We start from the raw sequence: 16261 nt of genomic DNA on the forward strand, positions 1-16261 counted from the left end.
GGAGGTTATTAAACCTCCCTTAAATAAATTTATTTTTATAGAATTAAAATTCAATATTTAGAAGGTCACCAGAAAGTTGTAGAATTATTAATTCGGCGTTTTTTGCATCGTATTTAGCCTGATTTAAACTAGATTGAGCGTTTAAAAGGTTTATTTGAGCTTGTCTAAATTCAATTGTAGTAATTTGTCCTAATTTAAATTGTTCTTCTGTTCTTGAAAAGTTTCTAAAGTTGGTTTCCACATTTTTTTCTTCGGCTTGTAAAATAAACAATGCATTATTGTAAACTTCAAGTGCGTTTGCAATGGAACGTTCTATACTATTGTTAATTTGTTCTTTTTGAATTTGCAGGTTATCTGCAATTATTTTAGAGTTTTGTATACGAGTTTTTGTTGTTCCTCCATCAAAAATATTCCAATTTAAACTGATTCCGGCTGATAATCCTTTTGAAAGTTGTTCTGCGTAATTGAAAGTAGCGTCGTTGTCAGATTTGCTAAAACCATACGAGCTATTTAAGTTAAGGGTAGGCAATAAATCTGATTTATTAATTTTAAGATCAAATTCATTTAAAACAATACTTTTATTTAGTTTTTGAATTTCAATATTTTTCAATTTTGCTTTTTCTAAAATCGCATTGTATTCAAAAAACAAATTAAAAGAAACGTTTGTGTTTACATTAAAATTGGTAGTAACATTTCTTCCTAACAATAAGTTTAAATCACGTTTTGCATTTGCTAATAAACGGTTGATATTGATATATCTGATACTATCATTATTTACATCAACTTCAGCATTTAATAATTGCAATTTTGTGCTTTGTCCATATTCAAAAGCGTAATTGGCACGTTTTAATCGTTGTTTTGAAATAGATAATGTTTCAAAAATATTTTTAGTATCTTCAGTTAAACGGGCAACTTCATAATACATAGTGAAAACTTGTAATAATGAATTTTCTATGATTGCTTTTGTTTCTAATTCTGATAAATTATAAGTTTCTTTTAGTTTTTTATAGTTATAAGTTCTTCCAAACCCATCAAATATTGTATAATTTAAACCAATAGAACCATTATAGTTTTTTGATTCTGCATTTGTAGTTTTTGAAATGATATTATTTTGCGATGTATTTTCAGTACTGTTATTTGAATAGTTAATACCAGAGGAAGCGGTAACTTTAGGTAAGTAACCGCTGTTAAAAATACTGGCGTTATTTTCTGCTATTTTAATATTATTTTTAGCAATTAAAATTCCATAATTATTTTCTAAAGCTAATGAAACTGCCTCTTTTTTACTAAGTTGTTCTTGCGAAAAACTTAATATACCCATCAATAAAAATAAAAAGTATAAATTGTTTTTAATATGTTTCATGTTCTTCACTTTTTTGTTCAATGATTGCTCTTTCAACTTCTTCTTTTGTTACTTTTTTACCTGTACGCATCCATTTAATAAAAACTTTTATAGAGTTTGAAACAGATAGAAGTAATGGCAACATAACTAGTGTTAAAACAGTAGCTATTGCCATACCATACGAAATTGAAATTGCCATTGGTTTTAAAAATTGTGCTTGTCTACTTTTTTCTAATAATAAAGGCGCTAAACCAGCAACGGTTGTTAAGGTAGTTAATAAAATAGCTCTAAATCTAGATATTCCAGCTTGTAAAAGAGCTTCATCATATTTCATACCTTCTTTTAAATAAGTATTGAATTTTTCAATAAGTACTAATCCGTCATTTACCATAATACCTATTAAAGCTATAATTCCTAACCAAGATAAAATGTTTACAGGAAAATCATGTAACCAATGTCCCCAAACTACTCCAATTAAGCTAAATGGAATTAATAAAATTAACAGTAAAGGTTGTTCATAAGATCTAAATGTAAACGCAATTACCATATAAATTAATGCTAAAATTGTGAATCCAACGCTAAAAGCAGAATTTTTAGTTTTATTAGCTTCTCTATTTTGCCCTTCATAAACGGCACTTACTGTTGGATATTTTGATGAAATTTCAGGCATTATAGTTGTTTTAATCTCATCTAAAATATCGGAAGCACTTTCATCAGGTGATTTTAGATCTGCTGAAATCTGAATTTCACGTTTGCTATTTAAATGATTAATTAAAACATCTCCACGTTCAATTTCATAGGTTGCAATTTCTGAAAATGGTACGTTTTGATTGGACGGCGTTGCAATCCACATATCATCTAAATTTTTTAAAGAAGATCTGTCATCTTTTTTATAACGCACCCAAACTTTTATTTCATCTTGTCCACGCTGAAAACGCTGTGTTTGTAATCCGAAAAATCCTGAACGGACCTGGCTCATTACATTTTGTAAATTTAAACCAAGTAAATAAGCATTGTCTTTTAATTTTATTCTAACTTCTTTTATTCCTGCAGGATCATTATCAGTAATATCTTTTAGTAAAGGATTATCATTTAAAATTGTTTTTAATTCATCTTTTGCTGCTTTAAGTTCATCAATATTATTACCTAGTAATGAAACAGCAATAGGGCTACCTCCAAAGTTTCCTCCAGAACCAAAAGTTAAACTTTCTACACCATGAACTTTACCAACTTTATCTCTAATTGCATTTGTAATTTCAGGTGATGAAAAATCTCTAGCTTCTCCAGGTAATAAATTTATTGTTAAACTTCCATTTGCCGAACCTGGACCAATTCTTTTTATAATATTTTGAATAATTGGCTCGCCACTTATTTGTTTGCCTGTAAATTCATCGTTAACATCCCAAGCAGTTTTTTCAATTTCAGAAATAATAGAATCGGTAATTTTTTCATTAGTTCCTTGCAACATTTTTAAATCAATTGAAACCCTGTCACTTGCAACGGAAGGGAAAAAAGATGTTTTTACGATGCCTCCACCAAGTCCACCAAAACTAAAAATTAAAAGAGCAATAGGAATGGCAAAACCTAATAATTTATTTTTTAGAAAAAATCTTAAATAGGGTGCGTATAAATTATCTCTAACAAAAAAGAGTCCAACTTCTGCCGCTTGATTAATGTTAAAGAAAAAGGTGTTTAGTTGATTTCTTTTTTTATCTTTTCGTTCTAAAGCTTTTGAATGTGCAATATGTGCCGGTAAAATAATTAATGCTTCAATTAATGAAACGCTTAATGTTAGAATTACAATTAAGGCAACTTCGCCAAAAAATTCTCCAATTCTACCATCTAAAAAGAAAAAAGTTGAAAAGGCAATTAACGTAGTTAAAATGGCTGAAACTACAGGTGGAATTACTTCTAAAGTTCCGTCTATAGCAGCTTGAATTGGTGATTTTCCTTTCTCGTAATGGTGATAAATATTTTCACCAATAACTATACCGTCATCAACTAAAATACCAATAACAATAATCATCCCAAATAATGATAAAACATTTATTGTTACTCCTAAATTTGCTGCAAAAATAAACATTCCAAAAAAGGCAATTGGAATACCTGTTGCTACCCAAAAAGCTAATCTTATATTTAAAAATAATGCTAAAAAGAACAGTACTAATAAAACACCCATTACAGCATTTTTAAGTAGTAATTCTGATCGTTGTTTTAGTGTAATGGAGTTATCACTAGAAATGTCTATTTTAACTTCGCTTTGTTGTTGATTGAATTTTTCAATGTATTTTTTTACACTTTCAGCAGTTGAGAGTAAATCTTCACTATTTGTGTTACTTACTGTTATATCAATAGATTTTTTACCGTTAAAATAGAGTCTGTCAGGATTTTCTGACCAAGTATCACTTACATCAGCAATATCGCTTAAACGAATAATGTTTCCATTTTCATTGGCTCTTACAACTAAATTTAAAAGTTCGTTTCCATAGTAATTTTTATTTCTTACTCTAATTAAATAATCTTCAGCATCTGTTTTAATATTCCCACCCGATATTAATAAATTAGATTTGCTAACAGCATTTGCAACTTCAGTAAAAGATAAATTGTAAGCTAACAAATCATTTTCACGAACGGCTATTTCAATTTCTTGATCAGGAAAACCTGAAAGGCGAACTTGTGAAATACCATCTACACTTCTTAAATCGTTTTCAACATTTCTGGCATATTGTTTTAATGTTGCTAATGAAATATTATCGCCATAAATAATAAAACTTATGGTTGGCCGAATGTTTTCAATTTTAGCAATTATTGGAGGTTCCATTCCCGACGGAAAGGAGGGGACTCTGTCTACAGCATTTTTTACATCAGCTAAAACAACATCAATATTTTTTCCTTTAATAATTTCAACATTTATGGTAGCAGAGTTTTCTCTTGAAACCGAAGTAACTCTATCTACACCTACAATTCCTTTTAAATTATCTTCAATTTTTAAAACAATACCTTCTTCCATTTCTTGTGGAGAAGCGCCCGGATAATTTAAATTAATTGAAATATTTCTTGATTCTGTAAGTGGAAAAAAGGAAGATTTCATGGATAAAGCTCCTGCTAAACCAAAACCAATAAATGCAAAAATAAATACATTAACCGCAACTGGAAACTTTATAAAATAAGTAATTACTTTTCTCATTATTGCGGTTTATTAGCGTTGAATATTTTTACGAGCATTCCTGCATGAGCTCCAGGAATTGGTTTAGAAATTACTTTAGTACCATTTTCTAACCCCTTAACAACTACAGTGTTTTTATTTTCAAAAATAAGGTTTACATCAACTAAATCTAAAACAGAATCTTTAACAATATATAATTTAGAATTGTCTATCAATAAATTTCTAGCAACTTCAAAGGCATTTTCTTCTGGAGTAGTTTGCAGGGCAACTTCAATATATTGTCCTTCTTTTAAATCTTTGGCTCTCACTTCAATAAAGGCTTTAATGGTTTGTGTTGCCGTATCTACTTTTCCATTAATTCTCACAACTCTTCCTGTCCAATTATTCGTTTTTTCTAAGTTATAGAGTGTAACTTCTTTGCCAACTTGTAATAAATTTTTAAATTCAGATTTTATGGAAACGCTTACTTCATAAACAGAAGGATCTATAAATTCACCCAATTTTTGACCACTTCTAATTAATGTGCCTGGATTTACCATTGATTCTGTAATAATTCCATTAAAAGGTGCTTTTAAACTGTATTTACTTAATTTAACTTCTAAATTTTTAACATTGTAATATGTTGTGTAAATCCCTCGACCAGAAATAAAGAATTTTTCTTTTTCTGAAATTGGCTCTGGTAATTTTTGAATTGATTTATTTATATCAAAATTTTGAAGGTAATTTTGCCAAGCATTGTAGTTATTTGGAAAATCTAACTTTAAATCCGGCATTAATGCTGTAATTACATTGTATAAGTTACTTTTTTGTGCTTGTAAATTAGCGTAAAACTCATCGCTATTTATTTTTATAATTGTTTCACCTTTATAAAAGGTGGTTCCAGGTTTAAAATCTTTGTTAGTACTAACCAACACACCTTGTACTTCAGCATACAATTCAATTTTATTTTTGGCTACTAAATTTCCATTGGCATTTATGATTATTGGAACGGTTGTATTTTTAACTTCATCAACAAAAACAGTTTTAACTATTTTTTCTGCTTTTGGTGCTGGTTTTTGTTTGTTATCAATTAAATATTTTGCGAGTAAAAAAGCTGCAATTAAAAGGAGAATAGCAAATACTATAGATATATTTTTTCTCATAGTTATATTGTTTGTTTTTGTATATTTTGTTGAATTTTTAAGAGCGTTTCAATTAAAGTATTTATTTCGGTTTGTGTAAGTCCGCTTTGAATTTTTTGTATGCTGTTAAGCATTAATGGTTTCATTTTAAGAAATAATTCTTTTCCTTTTTCGGTAATGCAAATTAAATTTATTCGGGCATCATTTTCAGATTGATTTCTTACAACTAAATGTTTTTTTTCCATTACGCTTATAAGCCGAGTTAGGGAAGCTTTATTTCTGTTGGTAATAAATGCCAATTCATTCTGAATTATTTCATTTTGTTTTTCATACAAAATTTTTAAAATAATCCATTGTTGCTTAGTTACTTGAATGTTTTCTTTTAAAAAAATATCGGCAATATACCCATCAATCATTTTATAAGTAATGCTTATCCAAGGAGCAAATGTTTTATTAAAGTCAGAATTTTCTGTGCTAATTTCCATGAAAAAATACAAATATAGTAGAAATTGATAAAGTTGCATATGCAACTATGTTAAATAGTGTTAATAAAAAAATCACTCTAAAATTAGAGTGATTTTTATCTGTTAACTATTATTATTGTGGGGGTTGATTTATTGTGAAATTGATACTGGGTTAGCTAAAACCTCAATTGCTTTTGGATTATTATTGAAATCTAAAATCGTTAAAAGGGGTAGGGATTTAATAGACTCACTAACAGTTCCACTTAATCTATTATCATTAAGTAATAATACTTCTAACTTAATTAAGTTGCTTAATTCAGTTGGTATAGCACCTTCAAATAAATTATTTGCCAATGCTAATTCTTTTAAATTAACTAATTTTCCAAGTTGTGCTGGTAATTTTCCGTACATAGAATTGTCAAAAAAGCTAAGTGTATTTAAGTTTGTAAGGTTAGAAATTCTTTCAGAAATAACTCCAGATAGTTTATTGCTACTAATTTGTAATACTTCTAAATTTGTTAAATTATAAATAGAATTTGGTAAAACACCACTTATTAAATTATTAAATAATACTAATTCTTTTAAGCTTGCTAAATCACCAATGTTTGATGGAATTACGCCTTCAATTTGATTCATAAATAATTGAATACTTTCTAACGATTTAATTAATGTAATTTCTGACGGAATTGTACCGTTAATTTTATTGAAACCTAAATTTAAAACTTTTAAACTTGTTAAATTTTTAATAGAAGAAGGAATTGTACCATTTAAGTTATTCATACTTAAATTCAATTCAACAACCTTATTATTTTTAACGGTAACACCAAACCAAGTTGATGCATCTTCATTAATATTCCAAGAAGAATTCCATTCGTTACCATTCGTTGATTTATATAAATCAATTAAAGCATTTCTTTCCAAATCAGAAATTTGAGCGCTAACAAGAGGGGCTGATAAAATAAACGCTACTAAAACTATTAATTTTTTCATTGTCTTTGGGATTTAGTTAAAACTATTCCTTGAAATTATAAATCAAAAGTATATAATTAAATTTAATTAAACAAATAAAATTACCATTTATTTACAAAAACTTACCATTTATTTATTTTTTATGCTTTTTATTGTTTTTTTATGTATTTTAAAAAGTAGACGTATTAATAAAATATTACCTATAAAAAATGTGTTATATTTGTTTAAAAGAATAGATAAAATAATATGAAATTAGACATATTAGCCATAGGAGCGCACCCAGATGATGTTGAACTAGGATGTTCGGCAACAATTGCAAAAGAAATATCTTTAGGTAAAAAAGTAGGTATTTTAGATTTAACAAGAGGCGAATTAGGAACACGAGGTTCTGCTGAAATAAGAGATGTAGAATCTAAAAAAGCAGCTGAAATTTTAGGAATTACCGTGAGAGAAAATTTAGGCTTTGACGATGGTTTTTTTGAAAACAATAAAAAACATCAATTAGAAATTATTAAAATAATAAGAAAATACCAACCTGATATTGTTTTGTGTAACGCTTTTGATGATCGACATATTGATCATCCAAAAGGAAGTAAATTAGTTTCAGATGCGTGCTTTTTATCTGGCTTAATTAAAATTGAAACTGAATTAAATGATAAAAAACAAAACGTTTGGCGACCAAAACAAGTATACCATTATATACAATGGAAAAATGTAACTCCTGATTTTGTGGTTGATGTTACCGGTTTTATAGATATTAAAATGAATGCAGTGAAAGCATATAGCTCACAATTTTATGATCCTAACAGTAAAGAACCAACTTCACCTATTTCAAGCAAAAACTTTTTAGATAGTGTGTATTATAGAGCCCAAGATTTAGGTAGAATAGTGGGGGTTGAGTTTGCAGAAGGCTTTAATACAGAGCGTTACGTGGCAGTTAAAAATTTAGATAATTTATTTTAAAAAATATTTGTAAAAAATAAGAAATGTATTACATTTGCATCCTCATTAAATGGTGGTTGTAGCTCAGTTGGTTAGAGCGTCGGATTGTGGTTCCGAAGGTCGCCGGTTCGAACCCGGTCTTCCACCCAAAATTAAAGGTCTGTTTTTACAGACCTTTTTTTGTATAACAATGTTTTATTTAAGAATATTTTAATCGCTTTTAGATTTAAATTTTATAGTTTTACCACAATTAATAAAAATTCTAAAAAATGAAAAACTTACTGTATATTTTTACTTTTATAATAACAGTGTCAGCAATTGCTCAAACTGCTAATAATCTAGAGTTAGAAAAACAAAAATTAAAACAAGCCCTTATTTATAGCGATAAAACTGTAGCAGCAAATTCAATGTTTTCAATAATTGCATTAGAAGGTCCAACAAGTACCTATAAAGATAGTTTGGCTTATTTATATTTTAATGAAAGAAATTTTGTTTCGTGTTTTTTAGTAACCAATGATTTATTAAAAAATAACCCAGAAAATGTTGATATTTTAGAAATGAATGCAATTTCATTAGAATCAATAGGGGCAATAGAAAAAGCTATTGAAAAATATAAACTTCTTCTTTTAAAATCTAACAATAACTACCACGCCTATAAAATTGCAGGATTGCAATTAGCCATGAGTAAGTTTGATGAAGCGTTAGTTTCTATAAAAAAAGCGGATCAAATGTTGGATAATGCGGAAATAACTGTAAACTTTCAAGTAAATAAAAATTACAATCAAAATGTACCACTTAAACCTGCAATTGCTTACATACAAGGTTTAATTGAACTAAATTTAGATAAAAAAGCTGAAGCTAAATTAAGTTTTGAAAGAGCTTTAAAGTTATTTCCTGAATTTTCACTTGCTAAAAGTAAATTGTTAACTATAGAATAAAACAACGTTTGTAAAATTTTAAAAATCAGGAATATCAGCTAAAAATTGATAATTTTCGTTTTTAAAGTCCATTGTGCAATAAAAATGCTCTAAACCATTGGTTACAATTAAAAAGTGCGATTGTAATTTTAAATTATAACGTGCAATTTGATCAAAAGTGTCTTGGTTTATTTTTATAGACGGCGATTTACATTCTACAATAATATAAGGTTCGCCGTTGGTATTAAAAACTAAAATATCAGTTCTTTTAGTTAAACCATTAATTGTTAGCTTTTTTTCAATAGCAATAAGTGAAATAGGATAGTTCTTTTCTTCAATTAAATAATGCACAAAATGTTGTCGAACCCATTCTTCTGGTGTAAGAACAACATATTTTTTTCGAAGAATATCAAAAATAAAAAGCTTATTTTCGTTACTTTTGATTCTGAATTTATAAGTAGGTAAATTCAATGTCTGCATACAGCAAAAATGCTAAATTATTTTCATAAATGAGTGATGTTGCCAAAATAGTTTCTGATATAAAAGCAGGAAATGTAAAACCAATTTATTTTTTAATGGGTGATGAGCCTTATTATATTGATAAAATTTCAGATTTTATTGATGAAACCATTTTAAGTGAAGATGAAAAAGGATTTAATCAAATGGTTTTGTATGGTAGAGATATCACTATTGAAGATATAATAGATAATGCAAAGCGCTACCCAATGATGGCTGAAAAACAAGTTGTCATTATAAAAGAAGCACAAGATTTATCTCGTACTATTGAAAACTTAGCAGCATATGCTGATCATCCGCAACCTTCAACTGTTTTAGTACTTTGTTATAAATATAAAACTATTGATAAAAGAAAAAAGCTGTATAAAGCAATTAAAAAAAATGGATTGATATTTGAAAGTAAAAAATTATACGAAAATCAAATAGCCGATTGGATTAGAAGAGTTTTAGCTGGTAAAAAATACCAAATTGAAGGAAAAGCAACTTTAATGTTGGTAGAGTTTTTAGGCAATGATTTAAGTAAAATTAGCAATGAACTGAATAAATTAATGGTTGTTTTACCAGTTGGCTCAACCATTACTCCAACAATTGTTGAAGAAAATATAGGTATTAGTAAAGACTTCAATAACTTTGAATTGCGCAAAGCTGTGGGCGAAAGAAATGTGTTGAATGCAAATAGAATTATCAATCATTTTGCACAAAATCAAAAAGCCAATCCGTTGATTATGACAATTTCTTTATTAAATAGTTTTTTTACTCAATTGCTTATTTATCATAGTTTAAAAGATAAATCTAACAATAGTGTAGCAAGAGCATTGGGTGTAAATCCTTTTTTTGTGCCAGATTATATAACAGCAGGAAAAAATTATCCAATGCGTAAAGTTTCACAAGTAATTGCGTTATTACGTGATGCAGATGTAAAAAGCAAAGGTGTTGGAGCTAATGCTTTACCTGCAGGAGATATTTTAAAAGAATTATTGTTTAAAATTATACATTAACTTGTTGATAAAAGTAACATTAAACACCCATCGTTATTTATCTACAACAACTCTTTTTTCTCTGTTGGCAATTTCCCAAGCAGTATAAAAAATTAATTGTGTTCTTTTTTGTAATAATTCATAATTTATTTTATCAGGCGTATCAGATGGTTTATGGTAATCTTGATGCGTTCCATTAAAATAAAAGATAATTGGAATATTATTTTTTGCAAAATTGTAATGATCTGATCTGTAGTAAAATCTATTCGGATCATTTTCGTCATTATAGGTGTAATCTAATTTTAATTTTATGAATTTTTCGTTCATCTCTTCAGACAATTGATGAAGTTCAGTACTTAATTTATCCGACCCAATTAAGTAAACAAAATTAGGATTATTTTCATGAGCATCATCCACACGGCCAATCATATCAATATTTAAGTTTGCTACTGTATTTGCCAATGGAAAAATTGGAAAATTGATATAATATTTTGAACCTAACAATCCTTTTTCTTCACCAGTAACATGTAAAAATAAAATTGATCTTTTTGGTCCGTTACCATTCTCTGATGCTTTTTTAAATGCTTCAGCAATTTCCATTACAGCAACTGTTCCAGAGCCATCATCATCAGCGCCATTGTATATTTCGCCATTTTTAATACCGAGATGATCATAATGTGCAGAAATTACAACTATTTCTTCAGGTTTTTCTGAGCCTTCAATAAAAGCCAATACATTTTCTGAAGGATTTAAATTAGGTCTTAAATGTTCTTTTGGGATTTCCTGAAAATAATCATCATCACCTAAAGGCGCCGCAATATTTCTATCCTTATAAAATGTTTTTATATATTCTGCTGCTTTTTTTTGTCCAGGTTCACCGGTTTCTCTTCCTTCAAATTCATCAGAAGCAATGATGTATAAAAGTGTTTTTAAATCTGATACAGATATTGTGTTGGCAAAATTTTGTGCTGTTTCACCAGTAGTTATAATGGGTTCACTGTTTTCGGATATGTGGTTATTACTACCGCAGCTTAAAAAAATAAGCCCTAAAATTAATAGTATTGTTTTTTTCATTTTCTGTAGGATGTTTTTCAAATATATTAAAACTATTTTGAATTTGAGATGGTAAATTGTTTGAGAGTTTTGTTGAAATAAATTAATTCAGAATCAAACAAGTTATCTAATTCATTATTTTCAATAAGTTGACTAGTTTCTCCACTTACAAATTTTGAGGCAGACATTAACCATAATTCATCAGCTAATTGTAGTGCTAAATTTGTTTCGTGAGTAGAAATAATAATGGTTTTATTAAATTCAGAAGCCAGGTTTTTTAATAGTGAAAAAGTTCTAATTGTATGGTGCAAATCTAAATGGGCAGTTGGCTCATCTAAAACTATAATAGGTGTATTTTGTGTAAGTGCGCGTGCAATTAAAACACGCTGTAATTGCCCGTCGCTTAACTCATAACATTTAGTATTCATTAAATGCTTGGTGTTTGTTTTTTCAAATGCAGCATAAATAATTTCCATGTCTTCATTGGTTAAATAACCAATCCAATTTGTAAAAGGTTGCCGCCCTAGTGCAACTAATTCAAAAACAGTTAAACTGCTATCTGGCAATCTTTCGGTAAGTACTAAACTAAGTGTTTTAGCTAATTCGTTATTTGTAATGGATTTTAAGTTTTTTTCATCAATAAAAATATCACCATTTAATTGTGGCTGTACTTTAGTTAAAGTTCTTAATAATGTAGATTTTCCAATACCATTTTTACCTAACAAGCACACCATATTTCCAGATTTTAAGCTAATATTTAAATTAGATGCAATGGTTGAAGTATGTTTTTTTGAACGATAACCAATGCTTAAATTTGAAACTTTTAAAATGTATTTTTCTTGTTGCGTCATTAATAATAAATCTTACGTTTTCTAACCAGTAACCAAATAATAATTGGTGCGCCAAATAATGATGTTATAGCATTTATTGGCAATGTATATTCGCTATTAGGCATTTGTGCAATACTATCGCAAATAAGCATAATAATAGCACCACTAATGGCAACAGCTGGTAATAACGTTTTATGGTTTGATGTGCTAAACAATAATTTTGTTAAATGTGGAACAGCTAAACCAATAAAAGCAATGGGGCCTGAAAAAGCCGTTATAACTCCAGTTAATAAACTAGTTGCTATTAATGTAAAATTACGTGTTTGTTTTACATTTACGCCCATACTTTTGGCATAGTTTTCACCTAAAAGTAAACTGTTTAAAGGTTTTATAATAAAAACTACAAACGAAATTCCTATAATAAAAACGATTAAAAGTGCTGTGATTTCTTTCCAACTTAAATTACCCAAGCTGCCGAAACTCCAAAACATATATTGTTGTAATTGATTTGCACTACTAAAATAGGCTAAAACACTAATCACTGCAGAAGTTAAACTACCAAACATTAAACCAATAATTAAAATTGACATGGTGTTTCTAACTTTAGCAGCAGCAATCATTACAGCTGATAGTACTAAAAATGCGCCAATACTAGCAGCTAAAGCTTGTCCCCAGCTTGTAAATGCATAACTTAAAATATTTGCGCCTAAAAATGAACCTCCTAAAATTAAAATAGCAACTCCTAAACTTGCTCCAGAACTTATTCCTAAAACAAAAGGTCCGGCTAAAGGATTTCTAAATAAGGTTTGCATTAATAATCCGCTAATTGAAAGTCCGGAACCTACAATAATTGCAGTAATTGCTTTTGGTAATCGGTAATTCAAAATAATAGATTTCCACGATTCTTTTTCAATATTCCCATCTATAAAAGCCAGAAATATTTGTTTTAATGGAATGTACACTGAACCTAAACTTATATTAATTATAAATATTAGAAAAAGCGTTATTATTAAAATAATAAATGTGTTTTTGTATGATTTTGTTGGACTTACCAATCTTTTTTGTTTAAAAATGTTACTAATTTTTCAATGGCTTTTCCTCTGTGACTGATGGTGCTTTTTTCATTTATATTCATTTCAGCAAAGGATTTTGTATAACCATTAGGCATAAAAATTGGATCGTATCCAAAACCACTAGAACCTTGTTTTTTTGTTAAAATTTGTCCTTCACAAAGGCCTTCAAAGATAAACTGTTTTTGGTTAATATTCAATGCAATTGCAGTTCTAAATTGTGCTTTTCTGTTAGAATTAGTTCCCAGCTCGTTTAATAATTTTTGCATATTTGCTTCTGCATTATTTTCTTTTCCAGCATAACGTGCCGAAAAAACACCAGGTGCATTATTTAAAGCATTTACCTCCAGTCCAGTATCATCAGCAAAACAATCGTATCCAAATTTTTCTGTAATATAATTTGCTTTTAAAATGGCATTTCCTTCTAACGTATTTGCGGTTTCTGGAATATCATCAAAACAATGAATATCAGCCAAACTAATAATTTCAAAATTAGTTAACATTGCCTGAACTTCTTTTAATTTATTGGCATTGTTAGTGGCAAAAACTAGTTTTAATTTATTCATGATGGTAAGGTTCATTTTTTAAAATGGTAAATGCTCGGTAAATTTGCTCTACAATAAATAAGCGAATCATTTGATGAGAAAAGGTCATTTTTGATAAAGAAATTTTTCCTTTTGCTGTTTTGTAAACAGCTTCAGAAAAACCATAAGGTCCGCCAATCACCAACACCAATTGTTTAATTCCAGCATTCATTTTCTTTTGAAGATAGTCTGAAAAATCTACAGATCTAAATGCTGTTCCTTTTTCATCCAGTAAAATTAACACATCTGTTGGTGCTAATTTTTTTAAGATTAATTCGCCTTCTTTTTCTTTTTGTTCCTGTTCGCTTAAGTTTTTAACTTTTTTTAAATCAGGAATAATATCAATTTCAAACTGAATATAATGCTTTAATCTATTTTGATACGTTTCAATTAAAGTCTGTAAATTTTTATCGTCGGTTTTACCGATTGCCAGTAATTTAATTTTCATAAGGCAAATATAAAAAGAATTAAAGTTGAAACTTTTGAAAATAAAAAAGTTATTTTTGTTTGAAAATTACGCACAATGATTACAAAAAAACAATTTGAAAATGAACTTGATTTAATAATTTCTAATGCCATAAGAGAAGATGTTGGGGAAGGAGATCATAGCTCTTTAGCTTGTATACCTATAGATGCAAAAGGGAAAGCAAAATTGCTGGTGAAAGAAGACGGAATTATTGCCGGAGTAGAAATGGCAAAACGTATTTTTAACTATGTTGATAAAGATCTAAAAGTAGAAACCTTAATAAATGATGGAGCTGAAGTATCATACGGCGATATTGTTTTTTATGTAGAAGGAAGCTCACAATCCATTTTAAAATCGGAACGATTGGTATTAAATGTAATGCAACGAATGAGTGCTATTGCAAAAAAAACCAAAGAATTTGCCAAACTTTTAGAAGGCACAAAAACCAAAGTATTAGATACCAGAAAAACTACACCAGGAATTAGAGCGCTAGAAAAATGGGCTGTTGTTATAGGAGGCGGAGAAAATCATAGGTTTGCATTATATGATATGATTATGCTTAAAGACAATCATATAGATTTTTGTGGTGGTGTTGCCAAAGCCATTTTAAAAACGCAACAGTATTTAAAAGATCATAATTTAGACTTAAAAATTATTGTGGAAGCTAGAAGTATTGATGAAATTAAAGAAATTTTAGCCGTTGGAGGAGTTCACAGAATTTTAATAGACAATTTTGATTATGATGGAACTCGTGAAGCAGTTCAAATAATTGGAAATCAATGTCAAACAGAATCATCCGGTGGAATTAATTTAGAAACAGCCAGAAAATATGCAGAATGTGGTGTAGATTATATTTCTTCAGGAGCCTTAACCCATTCCGTTTATAACATGGATTTAAGTTTAAAAGCTGTGGAATGACAAAAATCGTTGAAGATAACCTTAAAAAAATTCCAATTGTAAAATGGATTGTAAAACTTGGGAAAAGTGTTATAATTCCAGGGTTATCGGGTATGTCTTTATATGATGTTATTGAATTGTATTTTATTGGAATTATTAAAGGTGCTTTAACAGCTAGAGCTGGAGGAATTTCTTTCAGTTTTTTTATGGCATTGTTTCCTTTTTTGTTATTTATCTTAACACTAATTCCCTATGTTCCAATAGATAATTTTCAAAGCGATTTTTTATTCACAATTCAAAAAATATTACCACCAAATACTGCCCATTCGGTTGATGTAGTTATAAATGACATTATAAATAATAGGTATGGCAATTTATTATCATTTGGTTTTATAGCTTCCATTTTTTTAATGGCAAATGGTGTAAATGCTATTTTAGGAGGTTTTGAATATTCATATCACGTAACAGAAATGCGTAACATCATTCGTCAATACTTTGTTTCAATGGGAATGGCAATTTTATTATCATTAACACTCATATTCTCCGTAGCGGTTTTAGTTTATTTTGAAATTGGAATTGCTAATTTAAAAAGTAAAGGTTGGTTGGAAAATGATTTATTTTGGATAGAAAAAGGACAGTTTTTATTTTTTGTAATGTTAATTTTTGTGGTAGTATCCTTTTTATATAAATATGGAACAAAAGAAGTAAAACACATTTCTTTTTTTAATGCAGGAGCTATTTTAACTACTTTATTAACCTTATTAATGTTTAAGTTATTCGGAATTTATGTATTAAAATTTGCAACCTATAATCAGTTATATGGTTCTATAGGAACTTTATTAGTTTTAATGCTTTTTGTATGGCTTAACTCCATCATTTTATTGCTTGGTTTTGAATTAAATGCCAGTATAAATAGTTTAAGACGATTTCATATAAAACAATAAAAA

General features: G+C 28.5%; 16 protein-coding genes and 1 tRNA gene. 6 read left to right on the top strand and 11 right to left on the bottom strand.

Annotated elements, in window-relative coordinates; translation table 11 throughout:
- Positions 1-43 precede the first annotated feature (43 nt).
- The 5 genes from BM335_RS01725 to BM335_RS01745 form a co-directional block, all read right to left on the bottom strand.
- Entirely contained in the window at positions 44-1363 is a 1320-nt protein-coding gene (locus BM335_RS01725; protein WP_090222417.1) for a TolC family protein, read from the bottom strand.
- Positions 1350-4529 carry an efflux RND transporter permease subunit gene (locus BM335_RS01730; protein WP_090222419.1) on the bottom strand — a complete coding sequence of 1060 codons (3180 nt, stop codon included), beginning with the start codon at positions 4527-4529 and terminating at the stop codon, positions 1350-1352. The genes BM335_RS01725 and BM335_RS01730 overlap by 14 nt, the downstream gene beginning before the upstream one ends.
- On the bottom strand, positions 4529-5650 hold the full coding sequence (locus BM335_RS01735; RefSeq protein ID WP_090222421.1) for an efflux RND transporter periplasmic adaptor subunit: 1122 nt from the start codon (positions 5648-5650) through the stop codon (positions 4529-4531). Before BM335_RS01735 ends, BM335_RS01730 begins: the two co-directional genes overlap by 1 nt.
- 2 nt (positions 5651-5652) lie before the next feature.
- Positions 5653-6114 (bottom strand): MarR family winged helix-turn-helix transcriptional regulator, encoded by a 462-nt coding sequence (locus BM335_RS01740; RefSeq protein WP_177219126.1) that lies wholly within the window; start codon positions 6112-6114, stop codon positions 5653-5655.
- Between the two features lie 129 nt (positions 6115-6243).
- Positions 6244-7083 carry a leucine-rich repeat domain-containing protein gene (locus BM335_RS01745; RefSeq protein WP_090222426.1) on the bottom strand — a complete coding sequence of 280 codons (840 nt, stop codon included), beginning with the start codon at positions 7081-7083 and terminating at the stop codon, positions 6244-6246.
- Positions 7084-7308: 225 nt separating this feature from the next.
- Between BM335_RS01745 and bshB1 the strand changes: the two genes are divergently transcribed.
- From bshB1 to BM335_RS01760, 3 genes are all read left to right on the top strand, one after another.
- Positions 7309-8025 (top strand): bacillithiol biosynthesis deacetylase BshB1, encoded by a 717-nt coding sequence (bshB1, locus tag BM335_RS01750; RefSeq protein WP_090222428.1) that lies wholly within the window; start codon positions 7309-7311, stop codon positions 8023-8025.
- Positions 8026-8076: 51 nt separating this feature from the next.
- Positions 8077-8152, top strand: a tRNA-His gene (locus BM335_RS01755).
- 121 nt (positions 8153-8273) lie between these two features.
- Positions 8274-8942 carry a hypothetical protein gene (locus tag BM335_RS01760; RefSeq protein WP_090222430.1) on the top strand — a complete coding sequence of 223 codons (669 nt, stop codon included), beginning with the start codon at positions 8274-8276 and terminating at the stop codon, positions 8940-8942.
- 18 nt (positions 8943-8960) lie between these two features.
- On the opposite strand, the gene BM335_RS01765 is transcribed toward BM335_RS01760, so the two are convergent.
- Complete coding sequence (locus tag BM335_RS01765; RefSeq protein WP_090222433.1) at positions 8961-9401, bottom strand: type I restriction enzyme HsdR N-terminal domain-containing protein; 441 nt, start codon at positions 9399-9401, stop codon at positions 8961-8963.
- 29 nt (positions 9402-9430) lie between these two features.
- Between BM335_RS01765 and holA the strand changes: the two genes are divergently transcribed.
- Positions 9431-10435 carry a DNA polymerase III subunit delta gene (gene holA, locus BM335_RS01770; RefSeq protein ID WP_090222435.1) on the top strand — a complete coding sequence of 335 codons (1005 nt, stop codon included), beginning with the start codon at positions 9431-9433 and terminating at the stop codon, positions 10433-10435.
- Positions 10436-10468: 33 nt separating this feature from the next.
- Here holA and BM335_RS01775 read toward each other — a convergent pair whose 3' ends face one another.
- Genes BM335_RS01775 through rlmH form a run of 5 tightly spaced genes read right to left on the bottom strand, consistent with a single transcriptional unit; the run spans position 10469 to position 14399 of the window.
- Positions 10469-11488: a M28 family metallopeptidase gene (locus tag BM335_RS01775; RefSeq protein ID WP_090222437.1), complete on the bottom strand. Its 1020-nt coding sequence runs from the start codon at positions 11486-11488 to the stop codon at positions 10469-10471.
- Positions 11489-11520: 32 nt separating this feature from the next.
- Positions 11521-12318: an ABC transporter ATP-binding protein gene (locus BM335_RS01780; RefSeq protein ID WP_090222439.1), complete on the bottom strand. Its 798-nt coding sequence runs from the start codon at positions 12316-12318 to the stop codon at positions 11521-11523.
- Positions 12318-13352 (bottom strand): FecCD family ABC transporter permease, encoded by a 1035-nt coding sequence (locus tag BM335_RS01785; protein WP_090222441.1) that lies wholly within the window; start codon positions 13350-13352, stop codon positions 12318-12320. The genes BM335_RS01780 and BM335_RS01785 overlap by 1 nt, the downstream gene beginning before the upstream one ends.
- Positions 13346-13933 (bottom strand): non-canonical purine NTP diphosphatase, encoded by a 588-nt coding sequence (locus tag BM335_RS01790; protein ID WP_090222446.1) that lies wholly within the window; start codon positions 13931-13933, stop codon positions 13346-13348. Before BM335_RS01790 ends, BM335_RS01785 begins: the two co-directional genes overlap by 7 nt.
- Positions 13926-14399 (bottom strand): 23S rRNA (pseudouridine(1915)-N(3))-methyltransferase RlmH, encoded by a 474-nt coding sequence (gene rlmH, locus BM335_RS01795; protein WP_090222451.1) that lies wholly within the window; start codon positions 14397-14399, stop codon positions 13926-13928. The genes BM335_RS01790 and rlmH overlap by 8 nt, the downstream gene beginning before the upstream one ends.
- 75 nt (positions 14400-14474) lie before the next feature.
- Between rlmH and nadC the strand changes: the two genes are divergently transcribed.
- Positions 14475-15335, top strand: a complete 861-nt coding sequence (nadC, locus tag BM335_RS01800) for a carboxylating nicotinate-nucleotide diphosphorylase (RefSeq protein ID WP_090222453.1) — start codon at positions 14475-14477, stop codon at positions 15333-15335.
- On the top strand, positions 15332-16258 hold the full coding sequence (locus tag BM335_RS01805) for a YihY/virulence factor BrkB family protein (RefSeq protein ID WP_090222455.1): 927 nt from the start codon (positions 15332-15334) through the stop codon (positions 16256-16258). Before nadC ends, BM335_RS01805 begins: the two co-directional genes overlap by 4 nt.
- Positions 16259-16261: the final 3 nt, after the last annotated feature.

The sequence above is a fragment of the Lutibacter maritimus genome (genome assembly GCF_900116115.1).
GTDB lineage: Bacteria > Bacteroidota > Bacteroidia > Flavobacteriales > Flavobacteriaceae > Lutibacter > Lutibacter maritimus.